Annotated in this window: 22 protein-coding genes and 1 pseudogene; 9 read left to right on the forward strand and 14 right to left on the reverse strand. The window is 60.6% G+C overall.

Annotated features, from left to right (window positions below; genetic code table 11):
* Window positions 1–22: 22 nt before the first annotated feature.
* The 4 genes from acnD to KGB20_RS25170 form a co-directional block, all read right to left on the reverse strand.
* Window positions 23–2,617 carry a Fe/S-dependent 2-methylisocitrate dehydratase AcnD gene (gene acnD / locus KGB20_RS25155; RefSeq protein WP_223533173.1) on the reverse strand — a complete coding sequence of 865 codons (2,595 nt, stop codon included), beginning with the start codon at window positions 2,615–2,617 and terminating at the stop codon, window positions 23–25.
* Window positions 2,618–2,822: 205 nt separating this feature from the next.
* Entirely contained in the window at window positions 2,823–3,950 is a 1,128-nt protein-coding gene (prpC, locus tag KGB20_RS25160; RefSeq protein ID WP_008048580.1) for a 2-methylcitrate synthase, read from the reverse strand.
* 185 nt (window positions 3,951–4,135) lie between these two features.
* Complete coding sequence (gene prpB / locus KGB20_RS25165; protein WP_008017616.1) at window positions 4,136–5,026, reverse strand: methylisocitrate lyase; 891 nt, start codon at window positions 5,024–5,026, stop codon at window positions 4,136–4,138.
* Complete coding sequence (locus KGB20_RS25170) at window positions 5,023–5,742, reverse strand: GntR family transcriptional regulator (protein WP_008048579.1); 720 nt, start codon at window positions 5,740–5,742, stop codon at window positions 5,023–5,025. The genes prpB and KGB20_RS25170 overlap by 4 nt, the downstream gene beginning before the upstream one ends.
* Before the next feature lie 297 nt (window positions 5,743–6,039).
* On the opposite strand from KGB20_RS25170, the gene KGB20_RS25175 reads away from it, so the two are divergent.
* The 4 genes from KGB20_RS25175 (at window position 6,040) to pabB (ending at window position 10,638) form a co-directional block, all read left to right on the forward strand.
* Window positions 6,040–6,576 carry an ATP-dependent zinc protease gene (locus tag KGB20_RS25175; RefSeq protein WP_046042906.1) on the forward strand — a complete coding sequence of 179 codons (537 nt, stop codon included), beginning with the start codon at window positions 6,040–6,042 and terminating at the stop codon, window positions 6,574–6,576.
* 5 nt (window positions 6,577–6,581) lie between these two features.
* Window positions 6,582–8,117 (forward strand): inactive transglutaminase family protein, encoded by a 1,536-nt coding sequence (locus tag KGB20_RS25180; RefSeq protein WP_057715711.1) that lies wholly within the window; start codon window positions 6,582–6,584, stop codon window positions 8,115–8,117.
* Window positions 8,117–9,103, forward strand: coding sequence for an alpha-L-glutamate ligase-like protein (locus KGB20_RS25185; RefSeq protein WP_154860692.1), 987 nt, complete (start codon window positions 8,117–8,119; stop codon window positions 9,101–9,103). Before KGB20_RS25180 ends, KGB20_RS25185 begins: the two co-directional genes overlap by 1 nt.
* A gap of 191 nt (window positions 9,104–9,294) precedes the next feature.
* A complete protein-coding gene (gene pabB / locus KGB20_RS25195; RefSeq protein ID WP_223533175.1) occupies window positions 9,295–10,638 on the forward strand; it encodes an aminodeoxychorismate synthase component I in 1,344 nt (447 codons plus the stop codon).
* A 110-nt stretch (window positions 10,639–10,748) separates the two neighbouring features.
* On the opposite strand, the gene thrH is transcribed toward pabB, so the two are convergent.
* Window positions 10,749–11,366 (reverse strand): bifunctional phosphoserine phosphatase/homoserine phosphotransferase ThrH, encoded by a 618-nt coding sequence (thrH, locus tag KGB20_RS25200; protein WP_057715714.1) that lies wholly within the window; start codon window positions 11,364–11,366, stop codon window positions 10,749–10,751.
* A gap of 173 nt (window positions 11,367–11,539) precedes the next feature.
* On the opposite strand from thrH, the gene KGB20_RS25205 reads away from it, so the two are divergent.
* The 3 genes from KGB20_RS25205 (at window position 11,540) to KGB20_RS25220 (ending at window position 15,155) form a co-directional block, all read left to right on the forward strand.
* Window positions 11,540–12,280 carry a phosphoadenylyl-sulfate reductase gene (locus tag KGB20_RS25205; RefSeq protein ID WP_223504004.1) on the forward strand — a complete coding sequence of 247 codons (741 nt, stop codon included), beginning with the start codon at window positions 11,540–11,542 and terminating at the stop codon, window positions 12,278–12,280.
* Between the two features lie 548 nt (window positions 12,281–12,828).
* Entirely contained in the window at window positions 12,829–14,370 is a 1,542-nt protein-coding gene (locus KGB20_RS25215) for an NCS1 family nucleobase:cation symporter-1 (RefSeq protein WP_057715716.1), read from the forward strand.
* Between the two features lie 56 nt (window positions 14,371–14,426).
* Window positions 14,427–15,155, forward strand: a complete 729-nt coding sequence (locus KGB20_RS25220; RefSeq protein WP_007988885.1) for an aspartate/glutamate racemase family protein — start codon at window positions 14,427–14,429, stop codon at window positions 15,153–15,155.
* A gap of 133 nt (window positions 15,156–15,288) precedes the next feature.
* On the opposite strand, the gene KGB20_RS25225 is transcribed toward KGB20_RS25220, so the two are convergent.
* Entirely contained in the window at window positions 15,289–16,212 is a 924-nt protein-coding gene (locus KGB20_RS25225; RefSeq protein ID WP_223533177.1) for a LysR family transcriptional regulator, read from the reverse strand.
* Between the two features lie 124 nt (window positions 16,213–16,336).
* Between KGB20_RS25225 and KGB20_RS25230 the strand changes: the two genes are divergently transcribed.
* Complete coding sequence (locus KGB20_RS25230; RefSeq protein WP_154946566.1) at window positions 16,337–17,083, forward strand: 3-oxoacyl-ACP reductase family protein; 747 nt, start codon at window positions 16,337–16,339, stop codon at window positions 17,081–17,083.
* A 137-nt stretch (window positions 17,084–17,220) separates the two neighbouring features.
* Here KGB20_RS25230 and KGB20_RS25235 read toward each other — a convergent pair whose 3' ends face one another.
* Entirely contained in the window at window positions 17,221–17,916 is a 696-nt protein-coding gene (locus KGB20_RS25235; RefSeq protein ID WP_090454016.1) for an HAD-IA family hydrolase, read from the reverse strand.
* Window positions 17,917–18,163: 247 nt separating this feature from the next.
* Here KGB20_RS25235 and KGB20_RS25240 point away from each other — a divergent pair.
* A pseudogene (locus KGB20_RS25240) lies at window positions 18,164–21,495 on the forward strand (RHS repeat-associated core domain-containing protein).
* Between the two features lie 55 nt (window positions 21,496–21,550).
* On the opposite strand, the gene KGB20_RS25245 reads toward KGB20_RS25240, so the two are convergent.
* The 7 genes from KGB20_RS25245 to KGB20_RS25275 form a co-directional block, all read right to left on the reverse strand.
* Window positions 21,551–21,760 (reverse strand): hypothetical protein, encoded by a 210-nt coding sequence (locus KGB20_RS25245; RefSeq protein ID WP_150812362.1) that lies wholly within the window; start codon window positions 21,758–21,760, stop codon window positions 21,551–21,553.
* Between the two features lie 107 nt (window positions 21,761–21,867).
* On the reverse strand, window positions 21,868–22,050 hold the full coding sequence (locus KGB20_RS25250) for a hypothetical protein (RefSeq protein WP_150812361.1): 183 nt from the start codon (window positions 22,048–22,050) through the stop codon (window positions 21,868–21,870).
* Window positions 22,051–22,066: 16 nt separating this feature from the next.
* Complete coding sequence (locus tag KGB20_RS25255) at window positions 22,067–22,546, reverse strand: YMGG-like glycine zipper-containing protein (RefSeq protein ID WP_150812360.1); 480 nt, start codon at window positions 22,544–22,546, stop codon at window positions 22,067–22,069.
* A gap of 115 nt (window positions 22,547–22,661) precedes the next feature.
* The gene (locus KGB20_RS25260; RefSeq protein ID WP_007988063.1) at window positions 22,662–23,030 is read right to left on the reverse strand and encodes a hypothetical protein; all 369 of its coding nucleotides are present in this window, start codon (window positions 23,028–23,030) and stop codon (window positions 22,662–22,664) included.
* A gap of 311 nt (window positions 23,031–23,341) precedes the next feature.
* Window positions 23,342–23,530, reverse strand: coding sequence for a hypothetical protein (locus KGB20_RS25265; RefSeq protein ID WP_057716647.1), 189 nt, complete (start codon window positions 23,528–23,530; stop codon window positions 23,342–23,344).
* Window positions 23,531–23,676: 146 nt separating this feature from the next.
* Window positions 23,677–23,997, reverse strand: a complete 321-nt coding sequence (locus tag KGB20_RS25270; RefSeq protein WP_057715723.1) for a YbjQ family protein — start codon at window positions 23,995–23,997, stop codon at window positions 23,677–23,679.
* Complete coding sequence (locus KGB20_RS25275; protein ID WP_223533179.1) at window positions 23,994–25,337, reverse strand: serine hydrolase domain-containing protein; 1,344 nt, start codon at window positions 25,335–25,337, stop codon at window positions 23,994–23,996. Before KGB20_RS25275 ends, KGB20_RS25270 begins: the two co-directional genes overlap by 4 nt.
* Window positions 25,338–25,354: the final 17 nt, after the last annotated feature.

The raw sequence follows: 25,354 nt of genomic DNA on the forward strand, positions 1-25,354 counted from the left end.
TCCCGTGTCTGCAAAGCGTGTGTTAAACAGCAACCGCCGATTCTTCGAGGAAGTCCTGGGCGAAGCGTTGCAGCACGCCACCGGCTTCGTAGATCGACACTTCTTCAGCAGTGTCGAGGCGGCAGGTCACCGGCACATCGACGCGCTCGCCATTCTTGCGATGGATCACCAGGGTCAGCTCGGCACGCGGGGTGCGGTCGCCAATCACGTCGTAGGTTTCGCTGCCGTCGATGGCCAGGGTGTGGCGGTTGGTGCCCGGCTTGAATTCCAGCGGCAACACGCCCATGCCCACCAGGTTGGTGCGGTGAATGCGCTCGAAACCTTCGGCGGCAATCGCTTCCACACCCGCCAGGCGCACGCCCTTGGCCGCCCAGTCGCGGGACGAACCCTGACCGTAGTCGGCACCTGCGATGATGATCAGCGGCTGCTTGCGATCCATGTAGGTTTCGATGGCTTCCCACATGCGCATCACTTTGCCTTCCGGCTCGACGCGGGCCAGCGAGCCCTGCTTGACCTTGCCGTTTTCCAGAACCATTTCGTTGAACAGTTTCGGGTTGGCGAAGGTTGCGCGCTGCGCAGTCAAATGGTCGCCCCTATGAGTCGCGTAGGAGTTGAAGTCCTCTTCCGGCAGGCCCATTTTCGCCAGGTATTCGCCCGCGGCGCTGTCGAGCATGATGGCGTTGGACGGCGACAGGTGATCGGTGGTGATGTTGTCCGGCAGCACCGCCAGCGGGCGCATGCCCTTGAGCGGACGGGCGCCGGCCAACGCACCTTCCCAGTACGGCGGACGGCGGATGTAGGTGCTCATCTCGCGCCACTCGTACAGCGGCGCGACTTTGGGACCGGTGTCTTCGTGGATCGCGAACATCGGGATGTAGACCTGACGGAACTGCTCAGGCTTGACCGAGGCTTTCACCACGGCGTCGATTTCTTCGTCGCTCGGCCAGATGTCTTTCAGGCGGATTTCCTTGCCATCCACCACGCCCAGCACATCTTTTTCGATGTCGAAACGGATGGTACCGGCGATGGCGTAAGCAACGACCAATGGCGGCGATGCGAGGAACGCCTGCTTGGCGTACGGGTGAATCCGGCCGTCGAAGTTACGGTTACCGGACAACACAGCAGTGGCGTACAGGTCACGGTCGATGATCTCTTGCTGGATCACCGGGTCCAGTGCGCCGGACATGCCGTTGCAGGTGGTGCAGGCGAAGGCCACGACGCCGAAACCGAGCTGTTCCAGCTCATCGGTCAAACCGGCTTCATCGAGGTACAGCGCCACGGTTTTGGAGCCCGGTGCCAGGGACGACTTGACCCACGGCTTGCGGGTCAGGCCGAGCTTGTTGGCGTTGCGCGCCAGCAGGCCGGCGGCGATCACGTTGCGCGGGTTGCTGGTGTTGGTGCAGCTGGTGATGGCGGCGATGATCACCGCGCCGTCCGGCATTTGCCCCGGTACGTCTTCCCACTTCCCAGAGATGCCTTTCGCCGCCAGATCCGAAACCGCCACACGGGCGTGCGGGTTGCTCGGGCCAGCCATGTTGCGCACCACAGAGGACAGGTCGAACGTCAGGCCGCGCTCGTACTGCGCGCCTTTGAGGCTGTCAGCCCACAGGCCGACCTGCTTGGCGTAGTTCTCGACCAACTGCACCTGCTCGTCTTCACGTCCGGTGAGCTTGAGGTAGTCGATAGTCTGCTGATCGATGTAGAACATCGCCGCGGTGGCGCCGTATTCCGGGGCCATGTTGGAGATGGTCGCGCGGTCGCCGAGGGTCAGTGCCGCAGCACCTTCACCGAAGAATTCCAGCCACGCGCCAACCACTTTTTGCTTGCGCAGGAACTCGGTCAGCGCCAGCACCATGTCGGTGGCGGTGATGCCCGGCTGCAGCTTGCCGGTCAGCTCGACGCCGACGCTTTCCGGCAGACGCATCCACGATGCGCGGCCGAGCATTACGCTTTCGGCTTCCAGACCACCGACACCGATGGCGATCACGCCCAACGCATCGACGTGCGGGGTGTGGCTGTCGGTGCCGACGCAGGTATCAGGGAAGGCCACGCCGTCACGCACCTGGATCACCGGAGACATTTTCTCCAGGTTGATCTGGTGCATGATGCCGTTGCCCGGCGGGATCACGTCGACGTTCTTGAACGCCTTCTTGGTCCAGTTGATGAAGTGGAAACGGTCTTCGTTGCGACGGTCTTCGATGGCGCGGTTCTTCTCGAACGCTTCCGGATCGAAGCCACCGCGCTCGACGGCCAGGGAGTGGTCGACGATCAGTTGGGTCGGCACCACCGGGTTGACTTGCGCCGGATCACCGCCCTGCAGGGCGATGGCGTCACGCAGGCCGGCGAGGTCAACCAGCGCGGTCTGGCCGAGAATGTCGTGGCACACCACGCGGGCCGGGAACCACGGGAAGTCGAGGTCGCGCTTGCGCTCGATGAATTGCTTCAGGGATTCGGTGAGCGTGGCCGGGTCGCAGCGACGCACAAGGTTTTCCGCCAGTACACGGGAGGTGTACGGCAGGGTGTCGTAGGCGCCAGGCTGGATCGCCTCGACCGCTGCGCGGACATCGAAGTAATCCAGGTGGCTGCCGGGCAGCGGTTTACGAAATTGTGTGTTCATCGTCAGGACTCGGTCACGGTAGTTACAAAAGGTGGGGCCTGGCACAGGCACTGAACTGGACTCGGTCAAATGTGGGAGCGGGCTTGCTCGCGAAAGCGGTGTATCAGTCAACATCAATGTTGGATGTCAGTCCGTCTTCGCGAGCAAGCCCGCTCCCACAGTGGTTCCCGGTTCAGTCAGTAACCCGTGCGGTAGCCTCCACCATTCAGCGTTGTTCGATTGGTACGAACTTGCGCTGCTCAACGCCGGTGTATTCGGCGCTTGGACGGATGATGCGGTTGTTGGCACGTTGTTCGTACACGTGGGCGGCCCAGCCGGTCAGGCGCGAGCAGACGAAGATCGGTGTGAACAACTTGGTCGGGATGCCCATGAAGTGGTACGCCGAGGCATGGTAGAAGTCGGCGTTCGGGAACAGTTTCTTCTGCTCCCACATGGTCTTGTCGATGGCTTCGGATACCGGGAACAACACCTTGTCACCCACTTCGTCAGCGAGCTTTTTCGACCAGCCCTTGATCACCTCGTTACGCGGATCGTTGTCCTTATAGATCGCGTGGCCGAAGCCCATGATCTTGTCCTTGCGCTCGAGCATGCCGAGGGTGCCCTTGATCGCGTCTTCCGGCGACGAGAAACGCTCGATCATTTCCATCGCCGCTTCGTTGGCGCCACCGTGCAGCGGACCGCGCAGCGAGCCGATGGCCGCGGTGATGCACGAATACAGGTCGGACAGGGTCGAGGCGCAAACACGTGCGGTGAAGGTCGACGCGTTGAACTCGTGCTCCGCGTAGAGGATCAGCGAAACGTTCATCACCTTGACGTGCAGCTCGCTCGGCTTCTTGCCGTGCAGCAGGTGCAGGAAGTGGCCGCCGATGGACTGCTCGTCGCTCACGCAATCGATGCGCTTGCCTTCGTGGCTGAAGCGATACCAGTAGGTCATGATCGCCGGGAACGCGGCCAGCAGGCGGTCGGTCTTGTCGTGTTGCTCGGAGAAGTTGTTCTCCGGCTCCAGGTTGCCCAGGAACGAGCAGCCAGTGCGCATCACGTCCATCGGGTGGGCGTCGGCGGGGATGCGTTCCAGCACTTCTTTGAGCGCTTGCGGCAGGTCGCGCAGCTTGCTCAGTTTGGCAACGTAGGCTGCCAGTTGCGCCTTGCTCGGCAGTTCGCCGTACAGCAGCAGGTAGGCAACTTCTTCGAACTGTGCGTCAGCCGCCAGTTCACGTACGTCATAACCACGATAGGTCAGACCGGCACCCGACTGGCCCACGGTGGACAGTGCGGTTTGCCCGGCTACCTGGCCACGGAGCCCGGCGCCACTGAGTACTTTTGCTTCGGCCATTGCTGCCTCCAGTTTTCTTGAATTTGTTAGGGAATCGGCAAATACATTGATCGGGATTCACACCCGACCTTGTAGGAGCGAGCCTGCTCGCGATGCAGGTCCCGACACCACGGTGTGTCAGGGGGCCCGCGTTATCGTTGACGCCCATCGCGAGCGGGCTCGCTCCTACAGGTACAGGGGGTTCATCATTTTTTCGCGGCGAACAACGCATCGAGCTTCTGCTCGAAGGTGTGGTAGTCGATACGATCGTAAAGCTCCATGCGAGTCTGCATGGTGTCGATGACGTTCTGTTGCGTGCCATCGCGACGGATCGCGGTGTAGACGTTTTCCGCAGCCTTGTTCATGGCACGGAACGCCGACAGCGGGTACAGCACCAGCGATACGTCGGCAGCGGCCAGTTGCTCGGTGGTGTACAGCGGCGTCGCGCCGAACTCGGTGATGTTGGCCAGGATCGGCGCTTTCACGCGATTGGCGAACAGCTTGTACATTTCCAGCTCAGTGATGGCTTCCGGGAACACCATGTCAGCGCCGGCCTCGATGCATGCGGCGGCGCGATCCAGGGCAGACTCCAGACCTTCCACCGCCAGGGCGTCGGTACGGGCCATGATCACGAAGCTGTCATCGGTACGGGCATCGACTGCAGCCTTGATGCGGTCGACCATTTCCTGCTGGGTCACGATTTCCTTGTTAGGACGGTGACCGCAGCGCTTGGCGCCGACCTGGTCTTCGATGTGAATCGCCGCCGCGCCGAACTTGATCATCGACTTCACGGTACGGGCGACGTTGAACGCCGAGGAACCGAAACCGGTGTCCACGTCCACCAGCAGCGGCAGGTCGCAAACATCGGTGATGCGGCGCACGTCGGTCAGCACGTCATCCAGGCCGGTGATGCCCAGGTCCGGCACGCCGAGGGAGCCGGCAGCCACCCCGCCACCCGACAGGTAGATCGCCTTGAAACCGGCGCGCTTGGCCAGCAGCGCATGGTTGGCGTTGATCGCGCCGACCACTTGCAATGGATGCTCGCTGGCGACCGCATCGCGGAAACGCTGGCCTGGAGTGCTCTTGTTCAAACTCATGACTCACCTCGTTTGGCTGTCGGGTTAGCGCCGTCCTGGTAATGACGGGCGATGTTGCGTTTGGAGGCGCCGATGTGACGGCGCATCAACAACTCGGCCAGTTCACCGTCACGGTCGGCGATGGCATCGAGAATGCGGTGGTGCTCGGCGAACGCCTGGTGCGGGCGATTGGGCGTGGTGGAAAACTGGATGCGGTACATGCGCACCAGTTGATACAGCTCGCCGCAGAGCATTTGGGTCAGCGTACGGTTGCCGCTGCCCTGGATGATTCGGTAGTGGAAGTCGAAATCGCCTTCCTGCTGGTAGTAGCCTCTCCCGGCCTGAAACGCCTCATCGCGTTCGTGGGTTTCCAGGACCCGACGCAGCTCGTCGATTTCTTCGAGGCTCATGCGCTCGGCGGCCAGGCGACAGGCCATGCCTTCCAGGGATTCGCGGATTTCGTATAGCTCAATCAGTTCGGCGTGATTGAGCGACACCACCCGTGCGCCGACATGCGGCACGCGAACCAGCAGGCGCTGGCCTTCCAGACGGTGGATGGCCTCGCGCAGCGGGCCACGGCTGATGCCGTAGGTGCGCGCCAGTTCCGGTTCGGAGATTTTGCTGCCCGGCGCGATATCGCCTTTGACGATAGCCGCCTGAATGCGTCGGAAGACGTTCTCGGAAAGCGTCTCCGTATCGTCTTGCGTAGAAACCGGGGGATCGAGTTGATCCAGCATATTGTCGACACCTTGTAAGCCAGTGCCGCAAAAACTAGCGAATACTGGCGGCACAGTCAAAGTATAAATCGATATTGTCGACAATCTTCTGATAACCGGTTGCACCATTACGAAGCAACCGGTCTATTTATAGCCACCGGCCAGCGCTGGCGCCATCAAACCACCGTGCTAGAATGCCGCCCGCATTTGTTTGTCACATCTGCACTGCCTGTCATAAAAACCTGACAGGCATACGAGGGAGCTTGCGCAGCGATGCCAGGGCCTTGAATCAAGTCGGACCGCTGTGCATCAGGATTTATGAGACTCAAGCCCTTCCCCACCTTCCTTTATTTCCTTTGCCTGCCCGGCTTCGCAATGGCCGGGGAAAAGACCGTGTATGGCCTTAATGAGTACGCATCGCTCAATGGCATCGATCTGGAAGTGGCGGCCAAACTCGACACCGGGGCGAAAACCGCATCCCTGAGTGCACGGGATATCAAACGATTCAAACGCAACGGCGAGTCGTGGGTGCGCTTTTACCTGGCCATCGACGCCGCCCATTCGCACCCGATCGAACGCCCGCTGGCCCGTGTCAGCAAGATCAAGCGCCGGGCCGGCGACTACGATCCGGAGGAAGGCAAGAAGTACACCGCCCGCCCGGTGATCGAACTGGACATCTGCATGGGCTCGGCCCTGCGCAGCATCGAAGTGAACCTGACCGACCGCAGCGCTTTCCAATACCCGCTACTGATTGGCTCCGAAGCCCTCAAACGTTTCGATGCTCTGGTTGACCCCAGCCTTAAATATGCTGCCGGCAAACCTGCCTGCACCACCGACGCTCATACCGCCGAGTAATTCAAATGCGCTCTCTTACCCTTCACCTGAAACTGCTGATCGCCATCCTGGTGGTGCTGGGCATTTCAGTTACGGCCTATCAGATCTTCGTGCTGGGCATCCCGGTGACCGAAGACGCCACCGACGACCTGTGGAACATCGACGCCAAGGTCGAGTTCGTCGCCAGTGCCAAGGATCCGGTCAAGATCCAGATGTTCGTGCCTCCGCTGAGCCGCGACTTCGTGAGCCTCAACGAGAGCTTCATCTCCAACAACTACGGCGTGGCCGTGAACCGGGTCGACGGCAACCGCAAGGTCACCTGGTCGGCACGCCGGGCCAAAGGCAATCAGACGCTGTATTACCGCCTGGTGCTGACCAAGCGTTATTCCGGTGAGAAAGCCAAGATCAAAGGCCCGACCTTTCGCGACAGCATGACTATCGAAGGCCCGGAAAAAATCGCCGCCGAAGCCCTGCTCGCACCGATTCGCCAACACTCGGCCGATGTCGAAACTTTCGTCGGCGAAGCCATCAAGCGGGTCAACAACCTCAACGACGACAACGTGAAACTGCTACTGGCCGGTGATCCATCCGCGGCGCACAAGGCGAAAATCGTCGAGCTGCTGCTGTCCATCGCCCATGTGCCGATCGAGAAGGTCCACACCATCCGCCTGGTGGCCGATCAGCCGCAAATGCCGGAACTGTGGCTGCGCAGCTTCAATGGCACCGACTGGCTGTACTTCAACCCGGAAACCGGTGAACAGGGCCTGCCGACCGACCGCCTGCTGTGGTGGACCGGCGACGAAAACCTGATCACCGTCGATGGTGGCAAGAAAGCCAACGTGACCTTCAGCCTGAACAACAGCGAAATGAACGCCATTCGCCTGGCCAAGCTGACCGACGAAAACACCGACGCCAATTTCCTCGAGTACTCGCTGTACGGCCTGCCGCTGCAAACCCAGCAGACCTTCATGATCATGGTGATGATCCCGATCGGCGTGCTGGTGATCCTGATCCTGCGCAACCTGATCGGCATCCAGACCCTGGGCACCTTCACCCCGGTGCTGATCGCCCTGGCCTTCCGCGAAACCCAGCTCGGCTTCGGTATCGTGCTGTTTACCATCATCACGGCGCTGGGCTTGTCGCTGCGCTCCTATCTCGAACACCTGAAACTGCAAATGCTGCCGCGGCTGTCGGTGGTGCTGACGTTCGTGGTGGTGCTGATTGCGGCCATCAGCCTGCTCAGCCATAAACTCGGCCTGGAACGCGGTTTGTCGGTGGCGCTGTTCCCGATGGTGATCCTGACCATGACCATCGAACGCCTGTCGATCACCTGGGAAGAGCGCGGCGGTGGCCATGCCATGAAAGTGGCCGTCGGCACGCTGTTCGCCGCGTCCCTGGCGCACCTGATCATGAGCGTGCCGGAACTGGTGTACTTCGTATTCACTTTCCCGGCGATCCTGCTGATCCTGGTGGGCTTCATGCTGGCCATGGGTCGTTATCGCGGTTACCGCCTGACCGAACTGGTGCGCTTCAAGGCCTTCCTGAAAAAGGCTGACGCCTGATGTTCGGCCTCTGGAAGACCTGGAAGGCCCTGGAAGCCCGGGGCATCATGGGGATCAATCGGCGCAACGCAGACTACGTGCTCAAATACAACAAGCGCAGCCTGTACCCGATCGTCGATGACAAGATCATCACCAAGGAACGCGCCATCGCCGCCGGCATCCATGTGCCCGAACTGTATGGCGTGATCTCCACCGAGAAGGAAATCGACAATCTCGAAGAGATCATCGGCGCACGCAATGACTTCGTGATCAAACCGGCCCAGGGCGCTGGCGGAGATGGCATCCTGGTCATCGCCGACCGCTTTGAAGGGCGTTATCGCACCGTGTCCGGCCGGATCATCAGCCATGAAGAAATCGAACACCAGGTTTCCAGCATCCTGACCGGCCTGTACTCCCTGGGCGGTCACCGCGACCGGGCGCTGATCGAATACCGCGTGATTCCGGACCAGATTTTCAAGAGCATCAGTTACGAAGGCGTGCCGGACATTCGCATCATTGTTTTGATGGGCTACCCGGTGATGGCCATGTTGCGCCTGCCGACACGCCAGTCCAACGGCAAGGCCAACCTGCACCAGGGCGCCATCGGCGTCGGTGTGGACCTGGCCACCGGCCTGACCCTGCGCGGCACCTGGCTGAACAACATCATCAACAAACACCCGGACACCACCAATGCAGTGGATGGCGTGCAACTGCCCTACTGGGACGGTTTCATGAAACTCGCCGCTGGTTGCTATGAGTTGTGCGGCCTGGGCTACATCGGTGTCGACATGGTCCTGGACCAGGAAAAAGGCCCGCTGATTCTGGAGCTCAACGCCCGGCCGGGGCTGAATATCCAGATTGCCAATGACTGCGGCCTGACGTTGCGCACTCATGCGGTGGAAGCACGAATGGAAGAACTGAAGGCTCGCGGCGTGACCGAAACGGTCGAAGAGCGCGTGGCGTTTGTGCAGGAGATGTTTGGGCATATTCCTGCGGTCGAAGGCTGAGGCCCTTCTCTATGTAGGAGCGAGCTTGCTCGCGATGAACCTGAAAACACTGTGGGGGGTCAGGCATACAGCGTTATCGTTGACGACCATCGCGAGCGAGCTCGCTCCTACAGTACTCAATCCCCTCTAGGAGCAATTCTCCGAGGGGACTACAATCGCCACCCCGCCTCGATGGCTGACTTCCCCCGCCCATGTTGACCTGTTCCGTACACCCGCTGCCCTATCGCGCCAACCCCGCCGAATATTTCGCGGCGATTCGCCATGCGCCCGGTGCCGTCCTGCTCGACAGTGGCCGCCCCAGCGCCGACCGCGGTCGCTATGACCTGCTCAGCGCCTGGCCACTGGAACAACTGACGGTGTCGCCCGACGAAAGTGGCGATGCTTTCCTGCAACGCCTGCGCGACAACCTGACACGCCTGGGCGAAGCCATTCTGCCGGCAGATTATGAGTTGCCGTTTGCCGGTGGGTTGATCGGTTACCTGAGTTACGACTTCGGCCGACATCTGGAGCGCCTGCCGAGCCAGGCCAGTGATGACCTGCATCTGCCTGATGCGCGCTTCGGCTTGTACGGCTGGGCCTTGATCAGCGATCACCTTTCGCAGACCAGTCAATTGGTGTTCCACCCGACCCTGCCCGAGAGCGAGCGTCAGCGCCTGATCGAACTGTTCAGCCAGCCTGCGCCGCAAGCGAGCGCACCCTTCAAGCTGCTCACCCCGATGACTGCCGACTTGAGCGCCGATGAGTATCAACAGGCCATCGAGCGCATCCAGCAGTACATTCAGGCCGGCGACTGCTATCAGGTCAATTTCGCCCAACGGTTTCGCGCACCCTGCCTGGGTGATCCGTGGGCCGCTTACTGTGCGCTACGCGCTGCTTGCCCGACGCCTTTTTCCGGTTTCCAGAACTTGCCTGATGGCGATGCCGTACTCAGCCTGTCGCCGGAACGCTTCGTCAAAGTCAGCCAGGGCCATGTGGAAACCCGCCCGATCAAGGGCACTCGCCCCCGAGGCCTGACGCCCGAGCAGGACGCCGCGAACGCCGCCGAATTGCTGGCCAGCCCCAAGGACCGCGCGGAAAACCTGATGATTGTCGACCTGCTGCGCAATGACCTCGGTCGCACCTGCCGCACAGGCTCGGTACGGGTGCCGGAATTGTTCAGCCTGGAAAGCTATCCCAACGTGCACCACCTGGTGAGCAGCGTCACCGGTGAACTGGCGGATGAGCGCGATGCCCTGGACCTGATCGCCGGCAGCTTCCCCGGCGGCTCGATTACCGGCGCGCCAAAGATTCGTGCCATGCAGATCATCGACGAACTGGAGCCGACCCGGCGCGGCCTGTATTGCGGTTCGTTGCTGTACCTGGACGTACGCGGCGAAATGGACAGCTCCATCGCCATCCGTAGTTTGCTGGTCAAGGACGGGCAGGTGTGTTGCTGGGGCGGTGGCGGGATTGTCGCGGACTCGCAGTGGCAGGCTGAGTATCAGGAGTCGATTACCAAGGTGAAGGTACTGCTCGATACGCTGCAAAACCTGTAGGAGCGAGCCTGCTCGCGATGGAGCAACTGACGACGCGGGCTGTCTGGTGCCCCGCGTTATCGTTGACGACCATCGCGAGCAGGCTCGCTCCTACATATCAGGGAATGTGATTACAAGCTCAGGGTCCGGTTTGATGCCTTGATGAACTCCTGCTTCAACGCTTCAAACGTGTGCACCGCCGGGAACTGCGGGAACTGCGCAATCACGTTATCCGGCGCATGGAACAGAATCCCGGCATCGGCCTCGCCCAGCATCGTGGTGTCGTTGTAGGAATCCCCCGCCGCGATCACCCGGTAGTAGAGACTCTTGAAGGCCAGGACCGACTGACGCTTGGGATCTTTCTGACGCAGTTGATAGTCAGTGACTCGCCCAGTGTCGTCAGTAATCAGGCGATGGCAGAGCAAGGTCGGGAAGCCCAGCTGACGCATCAGCGGCTGGGAGAACTCATAGAAGGTGTCCGACAGGATCACCACCTGGAAGCGCTCGCGCAGCCAGTCGACGAACTCGATGGCGCCATCGAGCGGCTTGAGCGTGGCGATCACCTCCTGAATGTCGGAGAGCTTCAGGCCGTGCTCGTCGAGAATTCGCAGGCGCTGCTTCATCAGCACGTCGTAGTCGGGAATGTCCCGGGTAGTGGCCCTGAGGGATTCGATCCCGGTTTTTTCGGCGAAGGCGATCCAGATTTCCGGAACCAGCACACCTTCAAGATCCAGACAGGCAATTTCCACAAGACACTCCCATTTGTATTGATTATTGAGTCGAGCGAGCAAAAAGACTGCCGAACTCTAGCGATTCGGGCCTGCCTGCGCAACGCAGAGGATGCCCCGGCCTGTGCAGCTTTTTGTTACCATCGACCCCATATAGAGCGCCCAGCGCCACCGACCTGTAGGAAGCCGCCCTGATGAGCCCAACGTTCGACGTCGTGGAACTCGCCACGACCTATGCCAACAAATCCGCCCAGGACATTCTGAAACTCGCGTTTGCCGAGTTCGGCGATGACCTGTGGATATCTTTCAGCGGCGCCGAAGACGTGGTGCTGGTGGACATGGCCTGGAAGCTGAACAAGAACGTCAAAGTGTTCAGCCTCGACACCGGTCGCTTGCACCCCGAGACCTACCGCTTCATCGATCAGGTGCGCGAGCACTACAAGATCGACATCGAACTGGTGTCGCCGGACTACACGAAACTTGAGCCGTTCGTGAAGGAAAAAGGCCTGTTCAGCTTCTACAAGGACGGCCATGGCGAATGCTGCGGCATCCGCAAGATCGAACCGCTGCGCCGCAAGCTGTCAGGCGTGGCGGCCTGGGCGACCGGCCAGCGTCGGGACCAGAGCCCCGGCACCCGCAGCGCCGTCGCGGTGATGGAAATCGATACCGCGTTCTCCACCCCGGAACGCACCCTGTACAAGTTCAACCCGCTGGCGCAAATGACCAGCGAAGAGATCTGGGGCTACATCCGCATGCTTGAGTTGCCGTACAACAGCCTGCACGAACGCGGTTTCATCAGCATCGGCTGCGAACCCTGCACCCGCCCGGTACTGCCGAACCAGCATGAGCGTGAAGGCCGTTGGTGGTGGGAAGAAGCGACGCAGAAGGAATGCGGGCTGCATGCGGGGAATATCATCAGCAAGTCGAAAGCGTAAATGCCCCTGTAGGAGCGAGCTTGCTCGCGATAAACCCAAGAGCGCCATGGGGTGTCAGGAATACAGCGTTTTCATTGACGACCATCGCGAGCAAGCTCGCACCCACAAAAATGTGTACACAGGAATGTCACCATCGGTGCCATTTATGTGTGCACTTTTCGTTTCTGCGCCCCCAAAAGTTACATCCCCCCGCCTGACGTACACCGCCATGTCCTCCTGAATCCCCTTCGTAAAATAAATACCTGTTCAATCGGTCAATTTAAATTGGCTATTTTTCAGTAATTTGGCGAAACGCCATAACAAAACGAAATGAGCAGCGCGTTTCATAGAACTGCCAGCTGGCACAGTTCTGGCTTAAGTGCATACATGTTTTGTATACAATAAATTCAAAACATACACACACTTTAGATCCGCAAGCCTGAAGCGCCCTATCCCGTACAGGCTGCAGATGCCCCGTAACCAATGATATTCGCCATCCGCGACGAAGATTTGTCGAGCCAACGCTCATGCACAGTCATCGCGATGTCGAGCATCAGGAGCCTGCCGGAATGCGTACTAGTCTCTCCAATAACAACATCGCGCTGGATCTACCCTCCTCCCATTCCATCCACACCGTCGACAATCAGGCGCATCACGCCCCCGTGGTGCTCAGCCCCCGATTGCACAACAAGGACCTGGCACCGACCAAGTCCGAAGGTCGGCGCTGGGGCCGCTACAGCATCTTTGCCCTGTGGACCAACGACGTGCACAACATTGCCAACTACTCGTTTGCCATAGGCCTGTACGCCTTGGGTCTGGGTGGCTGGCAGATTCTCCTGTCCCTGGGGATCGGCGCCGCGCTGGTTTACTTTTTCATGAACCTGTCTGGCTACATGGGCCAGAAAACCGGGGTGCCGTTTCCGGTCATCAGCCGGATCAGTTTCGGCATTCACGGTGCGCAGATTCCTGCATTGATCCGCGCCGTTATCGCCATCGCCTGGTTCGGTATCCAGACGTATCTTGCGTCCGTGGTCTTTCGCGTGTTGTTAACGGCGGTCCATCCCGGGTTCGCCGACTACGACCACGACTCGATCCTGGGCCTGTCGACCCTGGGCTGGGTGTGTTTCGTCGCGATCTGGTTCGTGCAACTGGCGATCCTGGCCTATGGCATGGAGATGGTGCGGCGCTACGAGGCATTTGCCGGCCCGGTGATTTTGCTGACCGTCGCCGCCCTTGCCGCGTGGATGTACACCCAGGCCGATGCGACCATCGCCTGGTCTATCCGTGAGCCGCTGACTGGCGGTGAGATGTGGCGCAACATCTTTGCCGGCGGCGCACTGTGGCTGGCGATCTACGGCACCTTGATCCTCAACTTCTGCGACTTTGCCCGTTCTTCGCCGTGCCGCAAAACCATCAAGGTCGGAAATTTCTGGGGCTTGCCAGTGAATATCCTGGTGTTCGCCGGCATTACCGTCCTGCTGTGCGGCGCGCAATTTCAGATCAATGGCCGGATCATCGAAAGCCCGACCGAAATCATCGCCTCGATCCCCAACACCTTCTTCCTGGTGCTCGGCTGCCTGGCGTTCCTGATCGTCACCGTGGCGGTGAACATCATGGCCAACTTCGTCGCCCCGGCGTTCGTACTCAGCAACCTGGCGCCCAAGTACCTGACCTTCCGCCGCGCCGGCTTGATCAGCGCGACCATCGCTGTGCTGATCCTGCCGTGGAACCTCTACAACAGCCCGCTGGTGATCGTGTACTTCCTGTCCGGCCTCGGTGCCCTGCTCGGCCCGTTGTACGGGGTGATCATGGTCGACTACTGGCTGGTACGCAAAGGCCGGATCAACGTGCCGCAGTTGTACAGCGAAGACCCTGACGGCGCGTATTACTACAGCCGCGGTGTCAATTTGCGCGCGGTGGCGGCGTTCATTCCTGCAGCGTTGATCGCCATCGTCCTGGCATTGGTACCGGGCTTCCACAGCGTATCGCCATTCTCCTGGCTGATTGGTGCCGGTATCGCCGGGATGCTCTACCTGATCATCGCCAAGCGCCAACCGCATTACGTCGATGTTAGCGGCGAAGCCATCGCGGTCGACAACGTCAGCCACTGATCCTGTCGCGGCCCGGCGTTGTCGGGCCGCAGAACCAACTGCAATAAGGACTCCCCATGCGCATTCTCGTGGTCAACGTCAACACCACCGAATCCATCACCCAGGCCATCGCCCGTTCGGCGCAGGCCGTCGCGTCACCCGGCACGGAAATCGTCGGCCTCACCCCGCACTTCGGTGCCGACTCCATCGAAGGCAATTTCGAGAGTTACCTGGCGGCCATCGCGGTCATGGACCGGGTGATGTCCTACGACCAGCCGTTCGACGCCGTGATCCAGGCCGGTTATGGCGAACACGGCCGTGAAGGCTTGCAGGAACTGCTCAATGTGCCGGTGGTGGACATCACCGATGCCGCCGCCAGCACAGCCATGTTTCTCGGTCACGCCTATTCCGTGGTCACCACCCTCGACCGCACCGTGCCGCTGATCGAAGATCGCCTCAAGCTCTCCGGCCTCTGGGACCGTTGCGCCTCGGTACGGGCCAGTGGTTTGGCAGTACTGGAACTGGAGCACGAGCCGCAGCGCGCACTGGAGGCCATCGTCCATCAGGCCGAACTGGCGGTGACCCAGGACAAGGCCGAAGTGATTTGCCTGGGCTGCGGCGGCATGGCCGGGCTGGACGAGCAGATTCGCCGACGTACCGGGGTACCGGTGGTGGATGGGGTGACAGCGGCGGTGACCATTGCCGAATCATTGGTGCGACTGGGGCTGTCGACATCGAAGGTGCGGACTTATGCGACGCCACGGCCGAAAAACATCATTGGTTGGCCGGGGCGGTTTGCCCGGTAGACCGCGGCGCCCCCTTCGCGAGCAAGCCCGCTCCCACACTGGATCTCCGTTGAATACAGATATTGTGTCTACAACAGATCAAATGTGGGAGCGGGCTTGCTCGCGAAGGAGGCAACTCGGACCTGAGCCTGACTCAAACCGCACTGAACCTCTGCCCCAACCCTCTCTCGGCAAACTGCTCAATGACAAACTCGACAAACGCCCGGGTCTTGCCCGGCAGCAGTTTGTGTTCGGCGTAATAGATGGAGGTGTTACCGTCGTCGATGTACCAATCCGGCAGCACCCGCTGCAGCCTGCCCGACTCCAGATAGCTCGCGGCAAACGGCATGCTCACCAGCGCAATGCCCAGACCCTGCGCGGCCGTGGCGCAGGCGGCCTCGGAATCGCTCATGGTCATCCGCGCCTTGAGCGTCAACGGGCTGTGTTGCTGATTGCGATGGGTCAACTGCCAGGAGCGTACCCGACCGGTCTGCGGTGAGCGGATCAGAATCCCGTCATGGTGCTTGAGGTCATCCGGCTCGCTGATCGCTGCATGTGTCTCCAGGTAGTCCTGCGTAGCCACCAACACCCGATGCGCCGGACTCAGCCGGCGTGCCACCACGCCCTGGGGCAATTCGAAGCCGCCGCCGATGGCCGCGTCGAAACCCTGCCCGATCAGATCGACCTGGCGGTTGTCGAAGTGCCAGTCCGGGTTGATCGCCGGGAATCGCCGCAGAAACTCGCCGAGCATCGGCACAATGTACAGACAGCCAAATACTGTCCCCATGCTGACTTTCAAGGTGCCCGCCGGCTGCCCTCCGGCGCTGGCGAGATTGGCCACGGCATTCTGGATCGTGTGCAGGCTGCCGCTGACTTCGCCGAGAAACAACTGACCGGCTTCCGTCAGGGTCAGGCTGCGAGTGCTGCGCTGGAACAATCTGACACCCAGGCGCGCCTCGAGCTTGGCAACGCTCTTGCCCACCGCCGCCGGTGTCAGGCTCAAGCGCCGCGCCGCCTCAGCAAAGCTGCCGACCTCGGCACTGCGCACAAAGCATTCGATACTGCTGAAGGTTTCCATAAGCGCCACTATAAACTTTTGGTTTACACAGACTATCGCAACTATGGTCTACACAGCACGTAATCCTGAATCGATACTAGCCTCCATCAACCGGGACATCTCGCCTCGGGACTTGGAGATCGATATGACTACTCAGAACCTCAGCGGCAAAGTGGCCTTGATTCAAGGTGGTTCCCGCGGCATCGGCGCAGCCATCGTCAAGCGCCTGGCCGCTGAAGGCGCCACCGTTGCCTTCACCTACGTCAGCTCCACGGCCAAAGCCGAAGAACTGCAAGACAGCATCATCGCCAAGGGCGGCAAGGCCCTGGCCATCAAGGCCGACAGCGCCGACGCCGACGCCATCCGCGGTGCCGTGTCCGCCACGGTAGAAGCCTTCGGTCGCCTGGATATCCTGGTCAACAATGCTGGGGTACTGGCGGTCGCACCGCTGGCCGAGTTCAAACTCGAAGACTTCGACCAGACCCTGGCCATCAACGTGCGTAGCGTGTTCATCGCCACCCAGGCCGCCGCCAGACACATGACCGAAGGCGGTCGCATCATCAATATCGGCAGCACCAACGCCGACCGCATGCCCTTCGCCGGTGGTGGCCCGTACGCCATGAGCAAGTCGGCGCTGGTCGGCCTGACCAAAGGCCTGGCCCGAGATCTCGGCCCGCAAGGCATCACCATCAATAACGTGCAACCGGGCCCGGTCGACACCGACATGAATCCGGCCGAGGGTGACTTTGCGGAAAGCCTGATCCCGTTGATGGCCGTGGGCCGTTACGGCAAGGCCGAAGAGATCGCCAGCTTCGTCGCCTACCTTGTCAGCCCTGAAGCGGGCTATATCACGGGGGCCAGCCTGACCATCGACGGTGGTTTCGGCGCCTGATGCGTTAAACGCAAACCCAATGTGGGAGCGGGCTTGCTCGCGAAAGCGGTGAATCAGACGACATCAATGTTGCCTGGTACACCGCCTTCGCGAGCAAGCCCGCTCCCACATTTGCCAGAGTCGACCCGTCTTTTTAGCTAGGTCCATTCCAGCGCCGGCAAACCAAAAGCACTCGGCACAAACGCCTTCAGCGTACGAAGAATGCCATCGGCGTGTGCGTACCTGGCATCTGCCATTGCCGCATCCGGAATCGCAATTGCCGTCATCCCTGCCGCTTTCGCCGCAGTGACGCCGAAGGGCGAATCCTCGAACACCAGGCAGTCTTGCGGTGCAACACCCAGGCGCCGCGCCGCCGTCAGGAAAATATCCGGTGCTGGTTTGGCCGCGCCCACCTCGGCGTCATCGGCGGTGACGATAAAGTCGAACAAGGCGAACCAGTCGCGGTGCAATGTGGTTTTCTGGCCGAACGACTGGCTCGAAGAACTGGTGCCTACGGCAATGGGAATGTTGTTGGCCTTCAGATGCCGTACCAGTTCCTGTGCTCCGGGCATTGCCTGCGCTGTAGGAAAACGCTCGCGCATCAGCGGCTCGCGGATCACCAGAAACTCTTGCGCCGTAATCGGCAAGTCCAGCGCTTCAACCACATAGCGCGCCAGATCGCCCGCGCCCCGACCAATGATGTTCTGTTTGATGCTCCAGTCGAACGTCCGGCCGTAACGCGCGGCAATGATGGAGGTGACTTCGGTGTAGATGCCTTCTGTGTCCAGCAACAAGCCGTCCATATCGAAAATCACGGCCTTGATCGGGCCGAATGCTTTCAGTGGTGCATTCATCGCATCTGATCCGTTTTCTAAGGCATCCCGGACAGCTCAGGTACGGCCGATGCCCATGGATTAAAGGATTCAGCAGCATAGCGAGCGCCGCCGGTCTAGAGCAATGATGAAATCCCGATCGGCGCCGAATGACCCTCCGCGATTTAGCGAATCGCCCTACAGCAAGCGCCACCCTTTCCCGACTTCTTTCCTCGCCGATCCCCCGCAGAGTTTCGCGCTCCACATTCCGCCAAGCGAAAGACAGCAGATGTTCGATCCCCAAGAGGTATTGGCATGCCCCGCCAGCGGTCCCCTGATACTTTGCCCCGACAGGCATGAACGCCACGAGGACGTCTCCAGACAGGCGAAAAACCCCAATGGTGTCAGTATCGACACCGCCGAGCGAACCGCCACCCACAACGGCCCGGTGTCGATGGTTACCGGTGAAGAACTGCTGACCCTGACCGATGGCACCCTCGACGGAATCCTGCCTTTCGACTTCACCCGCCTCTATCGCACCAGTGCCGTCGAAATCGACAGCGGCCTCGGTTTTGGCTGGAGCCATTCGCTGTCCCAGCACCTGGAACTCCACGGCGAGCGGGTGCTGTGGATCGACCCCGAAAACCGCCGCACGCCCTTTCCACGGCCGACGGCGGTGCGCCCGGTGATCCACAACAGCCTGTCGCGGGCGGCGATTTACCTCGGCGAAGAGCCGGACGAACTGATCCTCGCCCTGGCCGGCCACCGCGCGCGGTTCTACCACTTTCATGACGGCCGGCTCAGCACGATCAGCGATGCCTACGGCAATCGCCTGACGGTGCAGCGGGACCGCTGTGACCGGATCCAACGCCTGGACAACGGCGCCGACCGCGCCTTATTGCTGCGTTACGACGTCAAGCACCTGGTGGCCGTCGACTATCAGGTGTTTCAGCGCGGCGACTGCGAGGCAAACACCTGGCGCACCGAACAGACACTGGTCAGCTACCGCTACGACGCCCGCCGGCGCTTGATCGAGGCAACCAACGCCGCAGGTGAAAGCGAGCGCTATGACTACGACGAGCGGCACGTCATCCTGCAACGGCAACTGGCCGGCGGCGCGAGTTTCTTCTGGGCGTGGGAACGCTCTGGCAAGGCAGCCCGCTGCATCCATCATTGGGCCTCGTTTTCGCAAATGGAGGCACGTTACGCCTGGGACGATAAAGGCTGTGTGACAGTGAACAACGCCGACGGTAGCGAAGAGATTTACGTTCATGACAACCGCGCACGCCTGGTACGCCAGGTCGGGACCGACGGCGGTGAGTTGCACAAGGCCTACGACGATCAGGGTCGCCTGATCGCCGAGCAGGACGCCCTCGGCGCCGTCACCGAATACCATTATGACGAAGCCGGCCGGTTGATCGCGCGGCGTGCGCCCGATGAGGCGCCCATGACCTGCAACTATCGGCACGGTTTCCTGCGCACCCTCACCCGTGGTCAGGCGACCTGGACCTGTCAGCGCAATGCTCAGGGCGACATCACTGCTGTTTCCGATCCCGACGGGCAGATCACCCGCTATTTCTACGACCCCAAGGGGCGCTTGCTGACAATCCGATTCCCCGATCAGAGCGGTCACCGGTTTGTCTGGAACGCCTTGGGGCAACTGTTGGAGGAGACCTTGCCGGACGGTGCCCAGCGCGCTTTTTCCTACGATGTGCTGGGCCGGCGGATTACCCGGCAGGACGAACACGGTGCCGTCACCGGCTATGAGTGGGACGCCGTGGGTCGACTGACCAGGATCACGCTGCCCACCGGTGCCTGCCGTGCCTATCGCTACAACGCCTACGGCCAGGTCACCGCCGAAACCGACGAACTGGGACGGGTAACCCGTTACGAATACGCCGACGACCTGCACTTGGTCAGCCGTCGGATCAACCCCGACGGCAGCACGCTGAAGTACGGCTACGATCATGCGCAACTGTTGCTCACCGAGATCGAAAACGAGGTCGGCGACACCTATCGGCTGGACTACACGCCTGGCGGATTGATCCGACAGGAAACCGGCTTTGATGGCCGTCGTACCACCTATGCGTATGACGGTAATGGTCAGTTGCTGAAAAAAACCGAGTTCGGCGACGACGGTTCGCAACTCGTCACACAATACCAACGCGACAGCGCCGGGCGCTTGTTGCTCAAGACCCTGCCCGACGGGATCAAAGTCGAGTACCACTACGACAACTCAGGACGACTGGTTCGCGTCGATGACGGTCAGGGCCATCCGCTGGCGTTCGAATACGACCGCCAGGGCCGGCTGATCACCGAACATCAGGGCTGGGGCACCCTGCGTTACGACTACAATGCCTGCGGTCGGGTCAAGCGGCTGCACTTCCGGACGACAGTGTCCTTCTCTACCACCATGCCAAGGGGGGCGCCCTCACTGCCATCGATCTCAATGGCACGCGCCTGACCTGCCACCGTTTTGTCGGCGGGCGCGAACGGCAACGCCAACAGGGCCTGCTGCTCAGCGATTACGCCTACGACGAGCAAGGCCGCTTGCAGGTCCATTGCGTCAGCCAAAAGCAACGAACGCTGTATCGCCGCGAGTATGCCTACAGCGCCAAGGGCAATCTCCTGCAGATTGCCGACAGCCGTCACGGCCAACGCCACTATCAATACGATGCGTTCGACCGCCTGACCGGCGTACGCCACGACCGCGATCCGTTCGCGGAGAGCTTCACCCATGATCCGGCCGGCAATCTGCTGATCCGTGGCCGTCCAGGCCCGCTCGTGCTCCAGGGCAACCGTCTGCACCGCCATTGCAACAGCCTCTACGACTACGACGCCTTCGGCAACCTGATCCGCGAACGCCGCGGCATGCCGCCCCAAGTCACCCAATACACCTATGACAGCCAGCACCGCCTGATCAGCGTCAGCACCCCGGACGGTAAAAGTGTCAGCTACCGCTACGACGCCTTCGGTCGGCGCATCCGCAAAACCGTCGACAGCCAGACCACGCAGTTTTTCTGGCAAGGCGACCAGCTCATCGCCGAAAGCGCTCCCGAGCACTACCGCAGCTACGTTTACGAACCCGGCAGCTTCCGCCCGTTGGCGCTGCTTGACGGAAAAGGCCCGGCAGGCGCCTGCCCGCTCTACTACCAACTCGACCACCTCGGTACCCCGCAGGAACTGACCAACTACGGCGGCGCTATCGTCTGGTCGGCCAAATACACCGCCCACGGCAAACTTCGTGAAGTGAGCCAGGGCGACGGCGAACGACTCAAACAGCCTCTACGGTTTCAGGGACAATACTTCGACGCCGAGAGCGGCCTGCACTACAACCGTCATCGCTACTACCATCCCGACATTGGTCGTTATCTGACGCTGGATCCGGTCATGCTGGCCGGTGGGTTGAACCCGTATCGGTACACCCGGAACCCGACGGGGTGGGTGGCTCCATTGGGATTGGGCGGGAATTGCCCGCAGGAGAACAAGCCGGGATGCTCGGTGCCGTATGGGCAAGGAAGGGCAAAGGTTGATGAGGGAGAGCCTGATGCGCCCTCTCCAAAACCGTCGAATAAATACGGGTATTGCGGAGACTCACTAGCGCCCCGGGGAATTTTCTAACCGGATTCCCCCCTCGGACCGAAGCTTTAAAGAAGCAATCGAGACCCGGGGTGCTTCACTGTCGCTTTGTAATAGCTGGCTCACCCGTGCCATCGTCCCGATCTTCTGGATTGGCCTCTATATCATCGTCGTCGCTCGGAACCTGCTCCACACCTGCATCATCATCGTCCGGTGGTCGTTGGTCGCGGCTCAAGGAATCGGTAGGCGACGGCAGCGGATACTCCGGTGTTTCATCAACGTCGGGGACTTTCCGATCAGTGTTCATATCGCACCTCTCTTGTGACCTGGAGTGCAGGCCACGACCTGGCGAGGATCCGGCGATGGACGCGTTCGATCAGCTGGACAGCTCGTCAATCCGACAGCACGATTCGATCAGTCCTCGTCCTCTTCCTCATCTTCAAACTCGATATTCCCCACATCGCCCGCATCATCAGCATCGTTAAGCGGCACCGTCGCATCGTCCATCAGCGATCCCGGATCTTCATTGCCGGGATCGTTTATAGATGGCTGTGCGCTCGGACCCTTTTCTTCCTTGCCTTCGCTTTTCGCAGTCATGGGATGCCTCGCTCAACTAGTGATGCTTATTGTGGTGCTTGTTGTGGTGCTTGTTCGAATGTTTATGTCCGCCACCGGAATGGGAGTGGCCGCTATCACTCCCCAGATCATTGCCGACCGCACCACCGGCTGCACCGCCAAGACCGGCACCGATGGCCGATCCGGTCGAACCGCCAAGACTGTTGCCGATCACTGATCCACCCGCCGCGCCCAAACCACCGCCTACCGCCGCTTCGGTGCGACTGCGCTTTGGCGCGGCAATGGCACTACCGGCCGCGCCGCCGACTCCGGCACCGACGGCCGCACCCGTGCTGCCACCCACCTGGCCACCGACAACATTGCCCAGCACCCCACCAAGACCACCGCCCACTGCGGCATCTCCATTACCTCCCGCCAGCGCCACCTGAGAAACCAACAATCCAAAAACAATCGCAGGCAACATCAATCGCCGAGCACTCTGGCTTACGGTTTTTTTGTCGTTGGTTTTCGGGTTCATGGCACGCCTCACATTCTTCAAGGGAGTATGGAAGATTTGAGCCATTGCGGCGTAAAACGTTCATAAATGAAAAAGCCCGGCATCAAGCCGGGCTCTTTTCAAATCTGGATCAGGATCAGTGACGCTTGTGACCATTGGCCAGGTTGCTGCCCACGCCGCCGCCCAATGCACCGCCCAGGCCCGCACCGATGGTGGCACCGGACTTGCCGCCGAGGCTATTGCCGATCACCGAACCACCGGCCGCGCCGACACCGCCACCGATAGCAGCGCTGGTGCGATGACCTTTTTTGGCGGCAACTGCGCTGCCTGCCGCGCCAGCGACGCCCGCACCAATCGCGGCGCCAGTGCTGCCGCCCATCTTCTGGCCGACGACGTTACCCAATGCGCCGCCCAAGCCACCGCCCAGCGCGGCAGTGCCGTCACCAGCCATTGCACCTTGAGCAACCAGAAGCCCCAGAACCAGAGCGGGCAGTGTTAAACGCATGACAAAAACCTCAAAAATAGGGGGTACACAAAAGGGGGCGAGATTGAATGCTTTTGCGCGGATAAAGTCCAGCACACCGGTCCAACTTCGCGATTGGCGAGGGTTGGACAGCGTTTACCGAAAAGGTTTTATCGCGGACAAAAAAAAGCCCGCTGGGGAAACGGGCCAGGTGTTGCTTTCTAACGGATGAGTCGAGATTACGGAGGGTGTTGTGAAAAGTTCGTGAAAGATCCCCCCCTTCAAAAAAATTGTCATAAAACTTTTCGAGCATGAAAAACCCCGCTCTATGACGGGGTCTACCTGACGTTCGATTACTTCCTGACCGGCGCTGTCACCTTGGGTAAAAATTTGCCCTTCAGTACCCGGCACGCCCTGGTCTTGATCTTGTCGACCTCAGTCTGGTCCTCGCCGAAACTGGCCACATACTGGGTCTGACCACACCGCACGGAGTTGTTGATCGGAAACTCTGCGCCATCGTCCTCGATATACGGATCAACCATCTCTCCACCCTTTTCAAAAAGCGCGATCGACAGCGGCAAGCCCTTTGCCTGAAGGAATATCGATCGCCAAGGTTTTTGAGACTAGACGGTCACTAACGGACCTGCCGTTCGGATTTCCCCGTGACCGACGAATGGCTTCTCACCTTTTACCTCAACTTGACCGCAGTCCCGGTCACAAACACCACGACCATCCCTCCCTTTCCGGCCGGCATGCTGATCTCATAATCAAGCCCGACCACCGCGTCCGCCTGAAGCGCCTGAGCCCGCTCCTTGATCTCATCGGTGGCCTGAATGCGTGCTTCCTTCAACGCTCGCTCCAGTGTCTGGGAACGCCCGCCGAAAAAGTCGCGCATCCCGGCAAACACGTCGCGGACAACGTTGATCCCTTGCACCGACTCGGCGCTGACGATGTCCAGGTAGGCGGTAATTTGCCGGCCTTCGATGGACTGGGTCGTGGTGATGATCATGGGTGTTCCTTCCTGTTCAGATAGTCAGCCAACGCGTCAAACGCCGGCAAAGTGACGGGATCATTGGCCGAGTTGTTGGCCACCGGATGGGATGCGTAGCGGACGATGACCATCTCGGCCTTCGGGTCGACATAAATGCGCTGCCCATGGACCCCACGCGCCATGAATGCCCCGCCTTCCTTGCTCGTCACCCACCACATAGACCGGTAACTCCAGTCTTTGAGCAATGTGTAACCCGCCTTGGCGAAAGCCTGCTTATCGCCGCCGCCACGGATATCGTCGATCACTGCCTCTGGCACTATCTGGTGGCCGTTGAACCGACCGCCGTTACGCAGCATCTCGCCAAAACGCGCCAGATCCCGCAACCCCGTATTCAGGCCACCACCGGCGAACGGCGTGCCGATGGAGTCCACTGTGAAATAGCCGTCCTGCTCGGCACCCAACCGGCTCCAGATGTTCTCCGACAGCAGTTGCGCAACATTGCGGCCGGTGGCGCGGGCAATGACCCAGCCCAACACGTCGGTGTTGACGGTTTTGTAGGCAAACGCTTTGCCGTGCTCGCCTTGCGGTTGCACCGTCTGCAAAAACTCGTAGTAACTGCGCGGTCCCTCATAACCCTTGGGTTTGGGTAACGGGTTGCCTGCCCGGGCATGGGCCCAGACTTCGGCATCCGGGTCCGCGTAGTCCTCGCTGTATTTGAGGCCCGTGGTCATGTCGAGCACCTGCCGTACCGTGGCGCTGCCAAACGCAGAATCCGCCAGTTCCGGTACATATTCGGCAACCCGCTTGTCAGCATCGATGCGCCCCTGCGCCACCAACATGGCACCCAGCGTGCCGACCAGGGACTTGGTCACTGACATTGCGGCGTGCTGGCCGTCCGGCTTCAACACGCCGAAGTAACGTTCGTAGACAACTTTCCCGCGGTGCATCACCACAATGCCATCGGTGTACGTGGCCGCGAGGGATTGCTCCCACGTCATCGGCGCCTTGGCGCCAAGCGGGACAAAACTGATCCCGTCGATATCTTTGCGTAGCACTGTCTCCAGAGGAACCGGAGCACCCAGGCCGCGTGAAACGTTGATCGTCGGCATCAGTTGCCGGAAATTCGAAACACTCCAGCGCATTGCCGGGAACTGGAAATAGCTGCCGTCTTCAAAACGCACGGTGCGATCAGCGGAGGGTGGCGAACCGACCATCCAGCCAAGTTTGGCCGGGTCACTGGCTTGGGCGTCGGGAAAAGTCGCAGGGGCGGATGCGAGGGCCAGTGATGACGCGGCAACTATCGACACAGCCGCAATGAGCCTGGCTGCGCCGCGAAAACTGGCGCGAGGATAGAGCATGATGTCGATTCCGTTCG

This window comes from Pseudomonas sp. BF-R-30 (genome assembly GCF_019956175.1).
Lineage (GTDB): Bacteria > Pseudomonadota > Gammaproteobacteria > Pseudomonadales > Pseudomonadaceae > Aquipseudomonas > Aquipseudomonas jessenii.